The sequence below is a fragment of the Rohdeia mirabilis genome, assembly GCA_007750655.1.
Lineage (GTDB): Bacteria > Planctomycetota > UBA1135 > UBA1135.
The window spans coordinates 1,428,798-1,445,931 of the sequence record CP036290.1 but is presented as its reverse complement, the minus strand read 5'-3'; the positions used below and the strand labels follow the sequence as shown (position 1 = coordinate 1,445,931).

The window sequence follows — 17,134 nt, the reverse complement described above, 5'->3', positions numbered from 1 at the left end:
CCCCCGACCCTCCACAACGCCGGCCAACAGAGCTTCCCCCCAAAGCGCATCCTCCCCTTGCAGCCACCACACAGGCCACCAAGGAGCACCCGGCGCCCCCTTCACCAGAGCATCGAAGCGCACGCCCAGGGGCCTAACACAGACAACAAATCGATCCCAATCGGCATCACCACCGAGCAATCTAAAGCTGTGGGCAAGGCCACACGCTCGACACCTCAGAAAACCATCCGTGGGCCCATTACAATAACCCACCGCAAGAACCCGATCAAAAGGGGAGTTCACGCGCCTTTGGACCGCACCAGGAGCGCTGCAATGCTCACACATCATTCCGGCACCCGATTAAATAGCTCATTGAAGCGCTCCACATCCTCAGCGGTAATGGGGCGAGGCAACTCTACCGTCCGGTGCCCTGGGGCACCGGTACCGTTCCGTTCCCGGTTGCTGGCCCGAGACTCTCTCCGGCCCCGATCGTCTGATCTGATCATCCATCGCCCCCCCTGATCATCCTGCCTACTGACTGACGCGCGCCAGCCCTCACGGACCGTCGCGCCTGCGAGACCTGCACGGTACCAGACCTCGGAATCCTGCGCCGCGGACAGACCTCCCACCCGGTCCGACTCGTCCCAGCGACGCTCGTGCGCCGCGCTCGGTCTACCGCGAGCGCCCGCACGTCGGTGGCAGCTCCGGCACCCGGCTCATGAAGACCTGGCGCAGGGTCAGTCGCCGCTTCACGAGCCCCGCCTCCATCGCAGGCGTGACGCGCCTTCCGAGCGAAGCGTGCTCGCGCACGAAGTTGTAGTAGACGCGCAGCAGCTCGAGCCGCCGCGCCAGTGTCTCGGGCGTCCGACACAGCGCGTTCGTCTTGCGGTTGAGCGCAGCGATGCTCCTGCGAATGGTCAGGTTCAAGCGCTCGACGAAGGACGTGTTGAAGACCCGCGAGCTCAGCGACTTGTGCAGGATCTCCTTCGCTCGCCACGGCGCGCCCTGCACGACGCGGCTGTTCGACCTGACGATCTTGCCGTTCTCGAAGCGCTTGATCACCTCGACGTGCACGCAGGCCGAGCGGAAGATCGCCTTCAGCCCTTTGCCCGTGTACGCGTAGCCGTCGGACACGATCAGCAGCGGGCCCGGTGCGAGATCGAGCCGCGACTGCAGCTCGTTCAGATGCGCCTTCACGTGGCGGAACGCACGCGTTCCCACGCGTAGGCCGAGCCAGAGCCGCGATTCGACGGCGACGCTCGTGTGTACCCAGGTCGGCGTCGCCTGCAGAATCGTCGAGGTGCGCAGCTCGTCGATCTGCACCTCGCGCGTCGGCACGTCATGGACTCTTGTCTCTGTGAAGCGCTCGGCGTGTTTGGCGGCGTTCGCGATCCAGCGTGAGATCGTGCTCGGGCTACGTCCCAGCACGCGGCCGACAGCGGCCTGACTCATGCCTTCGGTGGCGAGCGCGATGGCGCGATCGAAGTCTTCCTGTGACGCGCGGAGACGCGCGTAGACCGTGCCCGTGGTCGCGCGAAACGTCGTGGCGCAGGCGCGACACCGAAAGCGCTGGCGGACGCGTCGCGTGGCCGTGCGCGGACGCGAGTGGCGGACGACCTGGGAAGGCTCGAGTCGGCGCGTGAGGGACGCGCGACAGGCCGGACAGGCGGGCGTCTTCGAGGCGCGGGGGCGCGGGAGGGTGGTGCTCACCGGGGGATGATCTGGGCAGGGCTGGTCGATGGCGAGCAGATGGCACCCATTCGCGCTCCTGGCACCGGGAGGCGTCGATGGCTGGAAGCATCGGAAGCTCTGCAACTTGCGACCGTCCAGCAACCGCCAGCGCACGACCCGCTACGCGTCGAACCTGCCGGCAGCTTCATGCCATCGTCAGCACCAGTTCCGGCACCGGCGATCTGGGAGCGGATTTGGGGTGAGAGTGTGGGAGAGTCGAGTTCGACGCCGGGCGCGACTCGAGCTGCGCGCTCCCTTGCCGAGCCTCCATGCAAGCACGACCATCGTTGGCCGATCGTCTCGTTCGCCGATCGAGCCACCGAGGACCTCTTCGAGGGCGCACGGACCCGCGAAACCCGTCGACTCCCGCCCGACATCCAACGCGTAGCGCGACTCGAGCTCGACATGCTCGATGCAGCCGTCGAGCTGGGCGACCTCCGCGCTCCGCCCGGCAACCGGCTCGAAGCCCTGCGCGGCGACCTGGCCGGTCTGCACTCGATTCGAATCAACTCCCAGTGGCGCATCGTGTTCCGCTGGACGGGTGGAAGGCGGGTCCGCTCCCCTCCGGGTCGACAGCTCCGCGTAGGAGCATGCCGAGTACGGTCGAACCGAAGCGAGCCTTGAGCGAGGCCACGATCACGGCGTGGAGGACTGCCAGGCTCTCGACCGTTGTACCGCAGCCGACCTCAGGGGTCGGTTGCCGAGACGTCGTCTCGAGCTCACCTCCGGAACCAAGGTGCTGGCGGCCGCGACGGTTCTGCTGGCCGAGTGAGGCATGGCCAAGGCTGGAGGCTTGGGTGAAGGATCCAGGAGCCCAACGGCGGAGCGCTCGCATTGGCGCCAAGAAATCCGCCGAAACATGGTTGGTGTACCAGTAGGTCTGTAGTTTCGATTCGACGCCCGTAGTCGCTCGCCTCCCGCGCAGTACCGTCGCACCTCGCGGCGGCGTTGCAGGAGCGCAGCGGCCACCCCGAGGGGTGGCCGCTGAAGGCGGCCCCGAGTTGTTCTGGTGTGGCGGGAGTCACGTCGTTTTCATGTGAGAACTCTAACCCTCTCACCTGACACCAACGATGTCCCACCACGACTCCGACGCTACCACGATCTCCGCTGCTCTGGAACTGCTGACCGCTCACGGCTTCGACGACCTGGCTCGCCCTCTCGAGATGCTCTTGAACGCCGCCATGCGCCTGGAACGCAGCGCCTACCTGGGCGCCGGACCCTTCGAGCGATCGGACGATCGCCGTGGCTATGCCAACGGCTTCAAGCCGAAGACCGTCGCGTCGCGCCTCGGCGAGCTGAACCTGTCGATCCCGAAGACCCGCGACGTGCGGGACGGAGTCGAGCCCTTCTATCCGAAGGCGCTCGAGCGCGGCGAACGCTCCGAGCAGGCGCTGCGGCTCGCTCTGGCCGAGATGTACGTGCAAGGCGTCTCGACGCGCAAGGTGAAGGCGATCACGGAAGAGCTGTGCGGCATGTCGATCAGCTCGTCGCAGGTCTCGCGGCTGGCGGCGGAGCTGGACGACGAGCTCGATGCCTGGCGCCAGCGCCCGCTGGGCGCCGTGCGCTACCTCGTGCTCGATGCGACGTACGTCAAGGTGCGACACGCTGGCAGCGTCATGGACTGCGCGATCCTGGTCGCGGCAGGCGTGCGCGAGGACGGCAAGCGTGCAGTGCTCGGGGTGAGCGTGTCGCTGTCGGAGGCAGAGGTGCACTGGCGCGGCTTCCTCGAGAGCCTGCTGGAGCGCGGGATGCACGGCGTCGAACTGGTGACGACCGACGACCACAAGGGGCTGCGAGCGGCGCTGCGCGCCGTGCTGCCGTCGGTCATGTGGCAGCGCTGCCAGGTCCATCTGCAGCGCAACGCTGCGGCCCATGTCCCGAAGGTGGAGATGCGCGGCCCGGTCGCGAGCCGCTTGCGCTCGATCTTCAACGCGCCGAGTCGCGTGCATGCGGAGCAACTGCTGCGTGAGGCGGCCGCGGAGTACGCCGAGACTGCGCCGAAGCTGGCCGCCTGGATCGAGGAGAACGTCCGCGAAGGACTGAACGTCTTCGGGCTGCCGGAGCACCACCGCCGCCGGCTGCGGAGCTCGAACATGCTCGAGCGACTGAACCGCGAGATCAAGCGGCGCACACGCGTCGCCTCCCTCTTCCCGAACGAGGCCAGCGCGCTGCGCCTCGTCACCGCTGTCCTGGCCGAAGTCTCCGAAGAGTGGGAGACCGGCCGGGTCTATCTCTCCATGGACGCGACCTGATCGACGCTGCACCCGAATTTACAGACCAATGGTGGCGCTACCGAAACATGCAGGCTCGCCCCATGCGCGACCATTCCGCTATGATCTGGTCGTCAGCCGTCTGCAGTTACCCGCACCCTTGCACTCTTGAAATGAGAGACAGTCGCACCTCGGCCGTCTTCGGCCATCTCGTCGCTGCCACACTCTTCGGAATCCTCGGCTCGTTCACAGGTCGGGCCATCGTCGATGAACCCACAGCTGAGTGGGAGTGCACAGGCGACGCAGATCTCCTCGAAGTCCGGGACAGCTACGACGACAGTGGTGACCCCCACCTCGAAGTCACGAGCCAAGTCCTCCCCAAGCTTGGTGGATCCAACACCGTCCCCCACCCGACGCAAAAGGCCGAGGGACACCCGCTGCTCGGCTATATCGTCCAGAAGGTCACGTTCACGGAAACCTATTGCGAGTGCGGGATCGAAGCCGGCGTCTGGTTCCCCTGGAACTGCAACACCGACGAGGACAGCTACTGGGAGATCATTCCGGTCCACGACGACTATCCCAAGTGCTACGACTCGTTCGAGACGGGGTCCCTCAGCATCGACTGGACGCCCCATGGGAGCTTCGTGATCATTGGTGAAGCAAAGTTCATCCACCAGGCGGACCTCACCGAAGCCAACAACCCGTGGCTTCTCAAGGGCTGGGAGGGATTGACGGACCTCAACGCTCAAAACGAAGTCGAGGTGAACGGGGATTTCGCCGGCACCGGCAACTACAAGAACAGCAAGGACATGCCGGAAGGGCTCTCGTGGGACGACAACTTCGACGGAGCGGGCCAAGACATGGGTGTGCACAAGCTTTGGGTGTATTGGAACCTCTGTGACCCGACCATCCCTGCACATTGGTGGTTCGGAAACGAGCCGACGGAAGCCGACGCAACCGATTAAGACGTACAACCCGCCGAGAGAGAGAGAGAGAATGAACATGAACCACATCACGACAGGCAAGCTCGTGACCGCGCTCGTCGCCTTCGTCGCGACTTCTTGCGGCGCCTTCCTCCTGACCGATCCGAAGACGCCGGCGCCGGCCGAAGCGGCGGCAGCTGTTGCGCCGCAACCGGAGTCGACAGTCGACGATCCCCATCTGACGGCGTCGTACTCGACCCTCCACCTGTCTGCGACCGTCTTCGACGAGTTCGGGCAGCCCTACGACGGCGCACTCGCCATGCGCGTCGAGTACAAGGACGCCAACCACAGCCTGATGGCGAAACCGATCGAGTGGGTCACTCTTGGGCAACTCGATGCCGAGTTCTCGCTGCCAAACCTCGCGGATGGCAAAGGCATCCGCATCGAGGCTTACCAAGGCACCGAGGCCGTGAGCCGAGAAGTGGCATTGTTCGACTCACCAACCGAAGGTCGTGGGTTCGAGAGGACCGCACGCACCGAAGTCGTTGGCGGAAGGATGACACTGGACCTTGGAACATGCCACCTCGCGAAGCCCCACCACATCGCGACTCTGACGATCGGCACGACAGGTGAGACGGGGCCGGTCGACCTCCTTGTCCGTGGCGACGCATGCGATGCGCGAGAACTGCGCTTTCGAACCATCGAGTTCGCGCTGACCGCCCCAACGACGATTACCCTCTACTCGTGGAACCCCACGGACACGTGGACTTTTGCGACGCGGGTGGATGGCATTGTTTCGGCTCCGATCCTGCTTCCTCGAAGGTCCATTGCGCAAATCCCCTTCCCGCAGTTCGCCACCGTCGAAGTGACCTACAGCGTTGCGACCTACCCCGACGTTCAACACTTCGTCGCATTCCCCCTTGCCGACTACACACCGCTCGTTCCGCAAGAGGCAGCCGGCTACCCCCGTCACCTTGAGTCTCTCGCGCGGATCGACGCTGTCCCGTACGGATCGACGGGGGGATCCTCCACCGGAACCCTCTTGGTGCCGTACCTGCAGCCGAGCACTGCATACGTGATCGAGCTCTGGAACCTAGACGCTCTTCGTGCTGGCGCCGCCCTCACGACCGTCAACGCAACCACCGGTACCGCGGGCAGCACCGTGAGCGTCACAATCAACTAACGCCCGAAGATCCGATCACGTCACCGGTGGGTGCCGTTCCGTTCCCGGTTGCTGGCCCGAGGCTCTCTCTGGCCCCGATCGTCTGATCTGATCACCCATCGCGCCCCTTATCACCTCGGCTGCTGACTAACGCGCTGGGATCCACTCGGACCGTCGCGCCTGCGAGACTCGCACGGTACCAGACCTCGGAATCCTCCGCCGCGGACAAACCTCCCGCCCAGCTCGACTCGTCCAACCCGGGCACGAGCGGCGTGCGCCACGAAGCGAAGGACCCCTGGCTCGTGCGGCGCAGGAGCGGCGGGGTGGCCCTGGATCGACGCGAGGCGTGACCGCTGGAGCCAGAGCGGTCGAGGCCTGGCGGGAACGCGGGTCGATGCCGGGCCGAGTCGTGGCGCGGGAGCGGACAGCCCTGTGGATGGCCGGTGCGCTCAAGCGACTCGGGATCGAGGTCATGGTCAGCGACCGGCTACTTGCGCTGGAGCCGGCCCGAGCGGAGCCCTGGCGCAGATCTGACGGCGGGGTCGATCGGGCGGGGTGTTGCAACCTAGGCGCCGGAAGTCACGGGCACAAACGGACACGAACGGACATCGACGGGTGCGCTGGACGGGCACGAACGGTCACAAACCGGCACGAACGGGCATAAAGTGCGCCTGCCGGGCCCGATTCCCAAGCTGAATGTCGCGGGTTCGAGTCCCGTCTCCCGCTCCACCTTTGGGAGCCAATTGGGCGGCACGGGGCGGGTGGATGGCGGCATGTGGGCGTTTCGGCGCGTGGCAGGGGCGCGGGGTGTAGCGCTTTTGTAGCTGCGTTCGGCGGCGGGAGTTACCGAGCCGCGTGAGCCCCAGGCCGGGGTGTATCCGCCGCCGTCTCGATCAGGCCCAGCGCCCCTCACTATGGGCGGGATCCAGATGGGAGCAGCTTGGCCGGATACGGGCGACCATCCACCCCGACATCGGCTTGAGGCCGTGAACGACCCTGGGGGCTGAACCGCACGACCGAAGTCGAGAAGAGAGTCCTCGACACGACTGTGTGCCACGGTCCGCCGCGTGCACGATCTCAGACTAAAGGCCTCGTGACGGAACACGCCAACTGCGGGCTCGACTCGCGAATATCAGACTGACCGCCGTCGCTTCCGTAGGTCGTCCGGAACTGCCCCCGCCAATCAGGGACCCCAGCCGCTGCCCATCGGGCCGCGGCTGGGGTCCCTATTGCCCGCTTGACAAGGGGGCCTCCATATCAGTCGTGGAGGAAGAGCGGTACCGCCGGACTGACGTGAACCGCGTTGCCACTACCATCGAACGCTATGAAAATGTGGTGAAGGACTGTGTCGTCGAGTTGGGAAAGGGGACCGAGCGCGATCGTACGGGTCGCTCGACCCTGGGCATCGAGGAAGCCCAACGGCCCGCCGACTAGGAATGCTGGCCCTTGGAGCAAGAGCGCGGTGTAGGCGTCGGGAACGAGCGGGAGCGACGCCCCCCCGAGAACCACGGGGAACGACGGACTCGTTCCCGTTGCCGTACCGAGGACGAGCAAGGGTGCGCCGGCGAACGCGGGTCCGAGGTCGAATTCGATCGTCTGCGATCCACCCAGGGCCCGATCGATGGAGTTCGTGTCGAACACGACCGAACTCGCCGTCTGTGCGTACGTCAATGTGTACGTATAGCTGCCAGCGACGGAGACGTCGTCGACGATGTGGACGAGCGTCCGCTTCCAGTCGGGGATGTTCGGGGCACGCACGCCCTCGAGGTCCTCGAAGCGCACAGTCGTCCAGCACGGTGAGATGTCTCCCGACCGTCCGACGAGCATGCTCTTGCGCGCCGTTCCGTTTCCGGTCCGTACGACCTGCTGGAGTTCGAATCCGCCGGCCGCGGGATCCTCGAGGCGCAGGTAGTGCCATCCGGGGGCGGAGTGGTCGACCGCCACGGTCACATTCAGATTGGCGGTGGTCGGCACGCCGCTGACGGAAGCGGCCGTCGCGTAGGCCACGGGGAACGACGCCCCGGTGGACGTGTCGAGCCTCGACGGCACATTCGTCATCGGGATGTCGAGGATCGGATCGATCGGGTTCGGTGTCGACTCCTCGTCGACGAGAAAGTCCGGACGCCCGTCGTCCTCGAGCGGATCGGAGTCCGGCCCTCCGACTTCGAGTACGTGGACGAGCGGATGCACGCGGACCGCCTCTACGGCCCCGATCTCGAGTCCGTTGAGAGCCGTCGTGTGCTGCAACGTCGTCTCAAACTCGATGAAGGAGCCCGTGAGACTGCTCGTCGCCAGCCAGCGCGCGATCGATCGCTCACCGCCCGCGATGTCGCCGAACGCAACGTCCAGATTGGCCTGAATGGGACCACCATTCAGCTCGGCGGCGATGAGTTGTGGCTCGAGTACGAGGCCGTTGACGTTCTCGACGATCTCGAGGTCCGACGTGGCGATTCGAACGTCCTTGGCGATCCCATCGCCGACGTTGGTCACGATCAGGCCGATCGAGTAGGGCTCGACCTCCTCGATCGCCGGCGTGAGAGGGAAGTCTCCGTAGACCGTCCGTTGCCAGTAGTAGTCGAGCTCGAGTGCCGGGACGGGCTCGACGCGAATCTCCACTGGCGCGAGCGCCGTCGTGATGAGCGCGCCGCCCTCGAAGCGCGTAAACGTCCCGAAGACCTCGTATTGGGTGGCCTGTCCGCCGACGGCCGCTTCGGGTGTGGGCACGATCAGCCACTCGGCGGCCCCAGAGTACCCAGGCGCCAGGATCCCGCTCCCGCCGACGTCCACGAGGTCGCCCTCGAGCACCGGCAGATCCAGGCCGAGGAAGCGATCGGACGCGTCCCCACCACCGACTTCCCAGATCTCGAGCTGGACGTCGATGCCTTCGACGAGGGACGACGACCCGTTCGAGACGCCGAACCGCGCCTCGAAGCCCTGCTTCGTCAACATGACCTGCTGCTGCAGTTCGATCTTGACGGTGACACACAGCGTGTCTTGGGGGCCCGAGGTCTGGGCCGCTGCGATCGGCGTGAGGGCCGCGAGCACGAGGGGCGCGGCGAACAGGGACTTCAGGTCGCGATACATGGCGGAGCGAGGGGCAGGAGCTTCGATGGTGGAGGCGGGACGCAGGTCGTTCAACAGGGGATGGGAGCTACTGGACATCGCAACCGACCTCCGCGACGGGCGCCGGCGGCGGCGATGCAACCGGAGTTCCCGGCGCACCGAAGCCGCCTCCGCCTCCGCCTCCCGACGAACCTCCAGTCCCTCCCCCACCGCCACCACCGATCGATGGCGGCGGGAGACTCGGCGGCGGCGTGCTCGGTGACGGCTGCACGGACTGGCCCTGGCATCCGTCCACCGCGTAGTAGATCGGCGTCCAGTACCACAGCGGCTGGTCGCCCAGCAGCAAGTAGTGGCGCAGCCCCCACGTGACCGAGGTGTCGGCGGCGAGCGCGCAGTCGTCCGACGTCCGGGTCACCGTGACCTGCACGACGGTGGACGCTCCCGCAGCGAAGTCGCCGATGACCTCCTGGGTCACGTCGATGTCGAACGCGGGCAGGTCGGGCATGAACAGTTCCATGCCCTGGGCGGCGATGATCCCGTCGTTCGCGATGTTGACGTAGAACACCTTCGACTCGCCCAGCGCGAGCTCGCGGAAGTCGAGCGAGTTGGGCGTGACCTTGATCTGCGGGACCGGCACCTCCGTCTGGAACGTGGCGGTGATGGTCACCACGGTCTCGGCGGTGATCTCCACCTCCTCGACGGAGAAGCTGTAGGTGACGGCCTGGATCGGCAGGAAGGCCGTGGCCTCGAGGGCCTGGGAGTTGTTCACTGCGATCACGAACTCGCGCGGAGAGTGGTCGGGTGCGGTCACCCGCACCAGATACGCGCCTTCAGGCACGTCGCCGAACTCGACCTCACCGCTCACTCCCGTGATCGCCTCGAGGACGAACTGCGGATCAGCGGGCGTCGTGAGGCGCACGGTCGCACCTTCCAACCCGGGCCCAGGCTGCGCGATCGCAAGTCCGTCGAGGCCGTAGTACGTGGCTTCGTCCTCGGCTCGCACCCGCACGACACCGGCGCCGGTGCCGATGACCTGGAACTGCAGAGGCAGGACGAATCCGACACCAGGTTCGGCCGACTGGACGACGATCGTCCCACCCGAGAAGGTGGCGAAAGGCTCGTCCGGGCCGGGAGCGATGGCGAGCGTCACCTTCTTCGACTCACCCGGCGCGATGTCGCCGAGGTTCGGAGACGATACCTGCGCGACCATGTCCAGGGCGGTGTACGGCTCGACGGACCCGAGCACGACCGGATCGGCGACCGTGACGTTCGTCGCCGTGGCGAGGCCCGTGTTGCGAACGTCGATGATGACCTGGGTCGAGACGCCTCGCGGTGCCTCGACATTCAACGCACTGGGCGTCGCGACCAGGAACGGCGTGGCCTCACCGACTGACACGATGGCCGTGTGGGTTTCCACGCGGGTGTCGAAGCCGGCGATCGGGAGCTGGAAGCGCAGCTCGACGCTCGCCGGGTCCTCACCCGCAGCGGGCAGAGCGATGGCGGCGAGGTCGTAGCTGACGGTGACCGACTGGTATGGTGCCAAGGCCGCTGGGACCTGCAGGTTCTGGACGACCAGGTGGGCTGGCACTCCCGCCACATCGGTCGTGATTCCACCGACCGGCAGAGACGACGGGTTGCGCAGAGTAATTGTGCGCGTCACGGACTGCCCGGCGACGAGGCTCTCGGAGCGTACGAGCGGCGTCACGCGCAGATCGAAGAGGTCGAACTGGTCCTGCGGTTGCGCCGGATCCTCGAGCACCGCGGGGTGGTCGGCGTAGAGCAGGAAGCGCCCGGTTTCCTTGACGAACGGCTCGAACTCGACAAAGTAGTCCCCGTTCCCGTCCGTCGTCGCGTCGAGAACGCGTCGCGATGCGCCCTGACGCACGCGCACGGTCACCGGCACGTTCGGCACCGGAACGGGCGGGTCGACGTTGGTGTCGAGCGCCTGGCCGACGAGCATCACGACGAGCTCGCCCGGCGCATCGGTCGCGGCCCCTTCCACGAAGGTCGTGGCGACAGTGGCTTCGTAGGTCGGGTCGAGGACGTCGAAGGACGCCGTCCAGGCGTTGTTCGCCTCGTCGCTCTCGGGGAGCATGCTGGTGTCGTCGGCGACGCCGATCAGCCAGTAGGTTCCAACCTGCGCGGGCAGAGTGAACTCGAAGTCACCCGCATCCGTGGCGCCCGGATCGAGCGTGGCGGACCCGTAGGCATAGGCCAGCGTCTGGTCGGTGCCGTCCTGGACGGGATCGTCCGAGAGGTAGAAGCGGTAGCGCCACTGCCCACCCGCTGCCGGATTCGCGGTGCCCTTCCCGTCCTGGTTGGCGTCGAAGTTTTGGACGGCCCAACTGACACGAGCGGCCGTTCCCGGGAAGAGATCGGTGACGACGAGCGGGTCCGCGGGTGCGACGTTGGCCGCCACGCCGCGCAGGTCCGGAAGCTCGGGCTGGGTGATCTCGAGCGGGTCCTCGTCGGCAAGGACGTTGTTGTTCTCGCGCGACTCATTGGTGACCTGGTTGACCGCGTCGGTGCGCACGATCACCTGGTAGGTCCCGTAGAGGCCCGCGGGCACGACGAACGGAGCGGAGCGCGAGAGGCTGTCGCCCTCGAGCAGGGTCCCGACGTAGGGTGCCGTGCCGAGCAGGACGTCCGAACCGTCGAGGAACCCGTTGCGGGACAGGTAGAGCCGGTCCTCCCAGGCCGCGGTCACGTCTTCGGTACCGCGGTTCTTCACGGTCCAGCCGATCAGCACCGGCTCACCGTCCGTCCCCGCGATCGGCGCCTGCACGTCCGTGACGATCAGATCCGGCCGGGGGAACGGATCGATCTGGATCCGCGTGGCCGAGATGAGCGTGTTGTTGGACTCGATCCCGTTCTCGTCGAGCGCGTCCTCGGCGTCGAGCTGGACGAAGACCCAGTAGTCGCCGTTCAAGCCGTCCGGCAGCGGGCGCTCACCGCTGAACGTGTACGTCTCGCCGGCCAGCACGGGGGCCGAGACGGTCTCCTCGAACCAGAGCGGGTCGTTCCCGTCGAGGTTCGCATCCACACTCAACCAGACCCGATCGACCCAGGGGCCGACCGCGTCCACGCCGCCGCGGTTCTGAGCGACGTAGCTGGCCGCGGTCGGTTCGTTCACGACGCCGACCTCGGCCGCGCCGATCACGAGCGCCGCGACGTCCGGATGCAGGAGCGACTCCCAACGCACGAGGCCGTCAGGGTCCTGCGCGCTTTGGGCCGGATCGTCCTCGAAGGCTTCGCCGCCGAGCGTCCCGCCGAAGGTGACGAAGACGGCTTCGCCGAGAGCGTTGCTCGGACGCGACACGCTCTTGTCGCTCGAGTTCGCGTCGCCTTCGAAGTCCACGCCGGCGAAGAGCTCGTTGGGCAGACCGGTGAGGGGCAGCTCGAGTCGCAGGATGCGCGAGCCCGGGCTCTGGGCGCCGCGTTCGAACGAGCCAGCGACCACGCCTTCCGCGCCGATGCGCGCGCTGGACGAGAGCACGAGACCCTGGGAGTTCATGTCGCGCACGACGAAGTTCACGGCCGCGAACTCCCCGTCGATGGTCAGGCGATAGCCGGGCGCATTCGAGGACTCGAGAACTGCCGGTGCGAGCGGGGTCCCGAGCAGTGCGAGTCGCCCGGTCGAAGCGAGCGTCCGGTTGAAGTTCGAGGGGAGACGCAGGGCCGCGCCGGGGCCGATCTCGAGCGCACCGGCCACGTCGAAGGTCGTGCCGAGTTCGAGGGACGAACTGACCGAGAGCAGAGCCCCGTCGTCGATCCGGAGTGTGCCGTCCACGACGAGCGGCGTCACACTCGTCACTTCGCCGTCGGTGACAGCCACACGCTGGACGCCGAACGATGCTGCGTCGATGACCGCGCCGTCGAGCGGGCGAATCCACCCAGCACCAGAGACGGTGGATTCTCCAGTGGAGACCCAAGCTCCGCTGAAGCTGAGGTAGTCCTCGGGACTAGAGTTGCCGATGCGACCGCCGTTTGCCAAGACATCTCCTTCCACGACGATGTCCTGCGGAGTTGAACCACCCGTGGAGTAGAACTCGAGCTCGCCTCCGCTCAGATCGAGCGTCCCTTCGATGCGAACTGGACCTTGGAAGCGCGCGTACCCCGAATCGATGCGCACGGCGTGCAGATGGCCGGTCGCGGAGTCGGCGAACTCGAGGTAGTCGCGACCGCTCGCTCCTGCGTCGAAGACGATCGCGCCCGGTCCCGACGTCGTCGCGTCCACTAGTTTGACGCGATTGGCGGCCCGATGATCCGAATCGAGAACGATGGCACCGTCGTCGAGGAGAAGTCGCTCGATCTCAAGCCCACCAGCATCGATGTGGGCACCGTCGAGAGGTCGAACCCACCCCGACCCAGACACTGTCGTGTCCGCGGTGGAAACCCAAGTTCCGCTGAAGCTGAGGTAGTCCTCGGGGCTCGAGTTGCCGATGCGGGCGCCGTTCGCCAGGACATCTCCATCCACGACAATGTCTTGCGGAGTGGCACCACCCGAGGAGTAGAACTCGAGCTCGCCTCCGCTCAGATCGAGCGTCCCTTCGATGCGAACCGGACCTTGGAAGCGCGCGTACCCCGAATCGATGCGCACGGCGTGCAGATGGCCGGTCGCGGAGTCGGCGAACTCGAGGTAGTCGCGACCGCTCGCTCCTGCGTCGAAGACGATCGCGCCCGGTCCCGACGTCGTCGCGTCCACTAGTTTGACGCGATTGGCGGCCCGATGATCCGAATCGAGAACGATGGCGCCGTCGTCGAGGAGAAGTCGCTCGATCTCAAGCCCGCCAGCATCGATGTGGGCACCGTCGAGAGGTCGAACCCACCCCGACCCAGACACTGTCGTGTCCGCGGTGGAAACCCAAGTTCCGCTGAAGCTGAGGTAGTCCTCGGGACTCGAGTTGCCGATGCGGGCGCCGTTCGCCAGGACATCTCCTTCGACGACGATGTTCTGCGGAGTGGCACCACCCGAGGAGTAGAACTCGAGCTCGCCCCCGCTCAGATCGAGGGTCCCTTCGATACGAACTGGACCTTGGAAGCGCGCGTACCCCGACTCGACGCGCACAGCATGGACATGCCCCGTGGCCCCCTCCGCGAACTCGAGGTAGTCCGTTCCGGTCGAAGGAGCGTTGAAGACGAAGGCCCCGTCTCCACTCGACTTGCCTGCCTCGACCAGTAGGCGGTCCGAAACCTGCACGTCGGACTCGATCTCGACCTCACCAGACGCCAACTTAATCCTCCCCACCGCTGTGCCCTGCGCATCGAGCACCGCGCCGTCCCTGGGGATGACGTAGACAGCCCCGACACTGAAGTCCACCGTTGAAGTCCAGGTGCCCCCGAAGAGCAGACTAGCGGCACCACTACCGCTGAGCTGGCCACCGGACACCACCACATCGCCAGCTACGTCGAGCCTGTGGGCATGGGTGTTCATCTCGACCTGACCTCCGCTCACGGTGAAGGTGCCTGTGACGGTGAGCGTCTGCGCCACGCCATCTGCGAAATTGAGACGTCCTCCAACCTGCTCGAGCTCGCCCACCCGCGGGTCGCCTTGAACATAGCGGTACTGATTTCCCGCTGGCCCCTCGAGTCGTACCCGTCCGACTTCCCCTATACCGCCGGCCGACTGCTGCCAGTACGACGTTGCACTACTGTCCAGCACAATCGAGCCTGGTCCGTTCGTGGAGCCATTCTCGACTGCAAGCAAGCCAATAACACTCACGTCCGAGTCGACAGCAACGAGGCCATCTTCGAACCTCAGTCTGTCGATCCGGTGTCCCTGGGCGTCGATCACGGCCCCGCCTCCGGCCACGACCATCGGTCCACCGGACACGAGGAAGTCCGCAGTCGCCGACCAGGTACCACCAAACGTCAGAGCACCAGTGGCACTGCTACCAGAGAGCTGGCCACCGGACACCACCACATCACCTTCTACGTCGAGCCTGTGGGCATGGGTGTTCATCTCGACCAGTCCCCCGCTTACGGTGAAGGCGCCGGTAACGGTGAGCGTCTGCGCCACGCCATCTGCGAAGTGGAGGCGTCCCCCGACCTGCTCGAGCTCGCCCACCCGCGAGTCGCCCTGAACATAGCGGTACTGATTTCCCGCCGTCCCCTCGAGCCGTACCCGTCCGAGCTCTCCAGTACCACCGGCCGATTGCTGCCAATACGAGGATCCACCACTGTCCATCACAATCGCGCCTGGTCCGTTCGTGGAGCCATTCTCGACTGCAAGCAAGCCGATAACACGCACGTCCGAGTCGACAGCAACGAGACCATCCTCGAACTTCAGTCTGTCGATCCTGTGCCCCTGGGCGTCGATCACGGCCCCGCCTCCGGCCACGACCATCGGTCCACCGGACACGAGGAAGTCCGCAGTCGCCGACCAGGTACCACCAAACGTCAGAGCACCAGTGGCACTGCTACCAGAGAGCTGGCCACCGGACACCACCACATCACCTTCTACGTCGAGCCTGTGGGCATGGGTGTTCATCTCGACCAGTCCCCCGCTTACGGTGAAGGCGCCGGTAACGGTGAGCGTCTGCGCCACGCCATCTGCAAAATGGAGGCGTCCCCCGACCTGCTCGAGCTCGCCCACCCGCGGGTTGCCTTGAACATAGCGGTACTGATTGCCCGCCGTCCCTTCGAGCCGAACCCGATGCACCATCCCCGTGCTCGTCGCCGCCTGCTCCCAGTACGCCGACCCGCCTTCGAACACCACGGCCCCACTTCCGGACGTGCTTCCGTTCTCCACTTCGAGTCGCGTCCGGATGGACAGGTCGTCCATCAGCTCGACTGCACCCGATGCCAAGCGCACCTGGGACAGTTCGACCTCGGCGCCCTCGACCGTCCCTCCGCCACCGAAGCGCACCCAGCCGCTCGTCGGCGACGAGGCGGCGTCGACCTGCTTCCAGCTCCGCACGAGCAGCGTCCGCGCGCTGTCCATGGTGAGCCGGGCACCCTGGCGAAGATCGACCGCGTTCGCCACGGCGTCCTGGGACGAGATGCGCGGAGAGTTGGCCACCGTCGCCTGGTCGGGGACCACGACGTGCTCACCGAGCGTCGGAACCTGGCCGGTGGACCAGTTCGCGGGCGTGTGCCAGTCGGTGCTCTGGGTGCCGAGCCAGGTCGCCGTCGTCTGCTGGACGGCCGAAGCGGGGGCGGCGAAGAGGACCAGGAAGGCGAAGCAGGCGCCGAGGACGGCGGCGAGGCGAGAATCGAGAGGCATGGCGAGGACCGCGAGGGGGATCGTGGATGGAGGTCGGGGCCAAGGAGGGGGCCCGATGATGACCACGACGGCCCTCCCACCCGCCGTCAAGAATCCCGAGTAAACTCCGAGGCGTCCAGAGCCAGGGCCCGGTCCGTCCTCCCCACGCCCGCCTCCTGGCGGTCTGGGTGCCCTTCGCGCCGCCCCCCCCAGCCCCCCGAGCCCACCCGCCAGGGCCCTCCTCGCCATCCAGCGCCACCTTGCCCGTGAGCGACCTCACCGAACGCCTGAATCGCGACTTCGGCGACCCCGGACCTGCCCGGGACGCCCTCTTCAGCGAGCTCCTGGAGCGCCTTGGCCAGGTCGCCCGACGCGCTCGCCAGCTGACGGCCGGCTCCGCCTCGCGCGACGCGAGCGACGGACTCGCGACCGAGGAGCTGGTGAACGAGGGCTACCTCAAGCTCCACGACGTCAACCGACAGTGGAAGAACCGCGAGGAGTTCTTCGCCTACTACTTCGCGACGCTCAAGCACGTGCTGGTGGACGTGCACCGCCACCGCACCCGGTTGGTGCGCGGAGGCGGTTCGGGGCGGGTCCCGCTGGACGAACAGACCGCCGCGAGCGGCGAGAGCCCACTCGAGGCCCTGATGCGCTCGTCGGAACGCGAGGACTTCGCGGTGAGCCTCAGCGACCTCGTGGAGGCGGTTCCCGACTGGGGCCATGCGGTCGCTGCAGCGCTCGAGGGCATCCCGATCCCGTCCATCGGCGAGGCCATGGGCTGGTCCGAATCCACGACGCGCCGCCGCCTCCAAGCCGGAATCGGCTGGCTGCGCACCCGCCTGGCGGACGACGCCTGACCACG

At 66.5% G+C, this 17,134-nt stretch carries 8 protein-coding genes; 5 read left to right on the top strand and 3 right to left on the bottom strand.

Annotation, left to right across the window (positions count from 1 at the left end):
* Positions 1-651: 651 nt before the first annotated feature.
* The gene (locus Pla163_RS05315) at positions 652-1,689 is read right to left on the bottom strand and encodes a helix-turn-helix domain-containing protein (RefSeq protein ID WP_145184697.1); all 1,038 of its coding nucleotides are present in this window, start codon (positions 1,687-1,689) and stop codon (positions 652-654) included.
* Between the two features lie 6 nt (positions 1,690-1,695).
* Here Pla163_RS05315 and Pla163_RS05310 point away from each other — a divergent pair, with 6 nt between their 5' ends.
* The 4 genes from Pla163_RS05310 to Pla163_RS05295 all read left to right on the top strand — a co-directional run bounded on the left by Pla163_RS05310 (position 1,696) and on the right by Pla163_RS05295 (position 6,026).
* The gene (locus tag Pla163_RS05310) at positions 1,696-2,334 is read left to right on the top strand and encodes a type II toxin-antitoxin system RelE/ParE family toxin (RefSeq protein ID WP_419186345.1); all 639 of its coding nucleotides are present in this window, start codon (positions 1,696-1,698) and stop codon (positions 2,332-2,334) included.
* A 446-nt stretch (positions 2,335-2,780) separates the two neighbouring features.
* Complete coding sequence (locus tag Pla163_RS05305; protein WP_145184694.1) at positions 2,781-3,962, top strand: IS256 family transposase; 1,182 nt, start codon at positions 2,781-2,783, stop codon at positions 3,960-3,962.
* Between the two features lie 131 nt (positions 3,963-4,093).
* Positions 4,094-4,885 (top strand): hypothetical protein, encoded by a 792-nt coding sequence (locus Pla163_RS05300; RefSeq protein WP_145184692.1) that lies wholly within the window; start codon positions 4,094-4,096, stop codon positions 4,883-4,885.
* A gap of 37 nt (positions 4,886-4,922) precedes the next feature.
* Positions 4,923-6,026, top strand: coding sequence for a hypothetical protein (locus Pla163_RS05295; protein WP_145184689.1), 1,104 nt, complete (start codon positions 4,923-4,925; stop codon positions 6,024-6,026).
* Between the two features lie 1,236 nt (positions 6,027-7,262).
* On the opposite strand, the gene Pla163_RS05290 is transcribed toward Pla163_RS05295, so the two are convergent.
* Both Pla163_RS05290 and Pla163_RS05285 read right to left on the bottom strand, forming a co-directional pair.
* A complete protein-coding gene (locus Pla163_RS05290) occupies positions 7,263-9,089 on the bottom strand; it encodes a hypothetical protein (RefSeq protein WP_145184672.1) in 1,827 nt (608 codons plus the stop codon).
* 67 nt (positions 9,090-9,156) lie between these two features.
* A complete protein-coding gene (locus Pla163_RS05285) occupies positions 9,157-16,293 on the bottom strand; it encodes a CARDB domain-containing protein (protein WP_145184670.1) in 7,137 nt (2,378 codons plus the stop codon).
* A gap of 245 nt (positions 16,294-16,538) precedes the next feature.
* Between Pla163_RS05285 and Pla163_RS05280 the strand changes: the two genes are divergently transcribed.
* The gene (locus Pla163_RS05280; protein ID WP_419186344.1) at positions 16,539-17,129 is read left to right on the top strand and encodes an ECF-type sigma factor; all 591 of its coding nucleotides are present in this window, start codon (positions 16,539-16,541) and stop codon (positions 17,127-17,129) included.
* Positions 17,130-17,134 lie beyond the last annotated feature (5 nt).

What these genes read in the sequence shown, in the direction of transcription:
- Pla163_RS05300 (WP_145184692.1), top strand. Translation starts at nt 4,094, where the DNA reads ATGAGAGACAGTCGCACCTCGGCCGTCTTCGGCCATCTCGTCGCTGCC.
- Pla163_RS05305 (WP_145184694.1), top strand. Translation starts at nt 2,781, where the DNA reads ATGTCCCACCACGACTCCGACGCTACCACGATCTCCGCTGCTCTGGAA.
- Pla163_RS05295 (WP_145184689.1), top strand. Translation starts at nt 4,923, where the DNA reads ATGAACCACATCACGACAGGCAAGCTCGTGACCGCGCTCGTCGCCTTC.
- Pla163_RS05285 (WP_145184670.1), bottom strand. Translation starts at nt 16,293, where the DNA reads ATGCCTCTCGATTCTCGCCTCGCCGCCGTCCTCGGCGCCTGCTTCGCC.
- Pla163_RS05290 (WP_145184672.1), bottom strand. Translation starts at nt 9,089, where the DNA reads ATGTATCGCGACCTGAAGTCCCTGTTCGCCGCGCCCCTCGTGCTCGCG.
- Pla163_RS05310 (WP_419186345.1), top strand. Translation starts at nt 1,696, where the DNA reads ATGATCTGGGCAGGGCTGGTCGATGGCGAGCAGATGGCACCCATTCGC.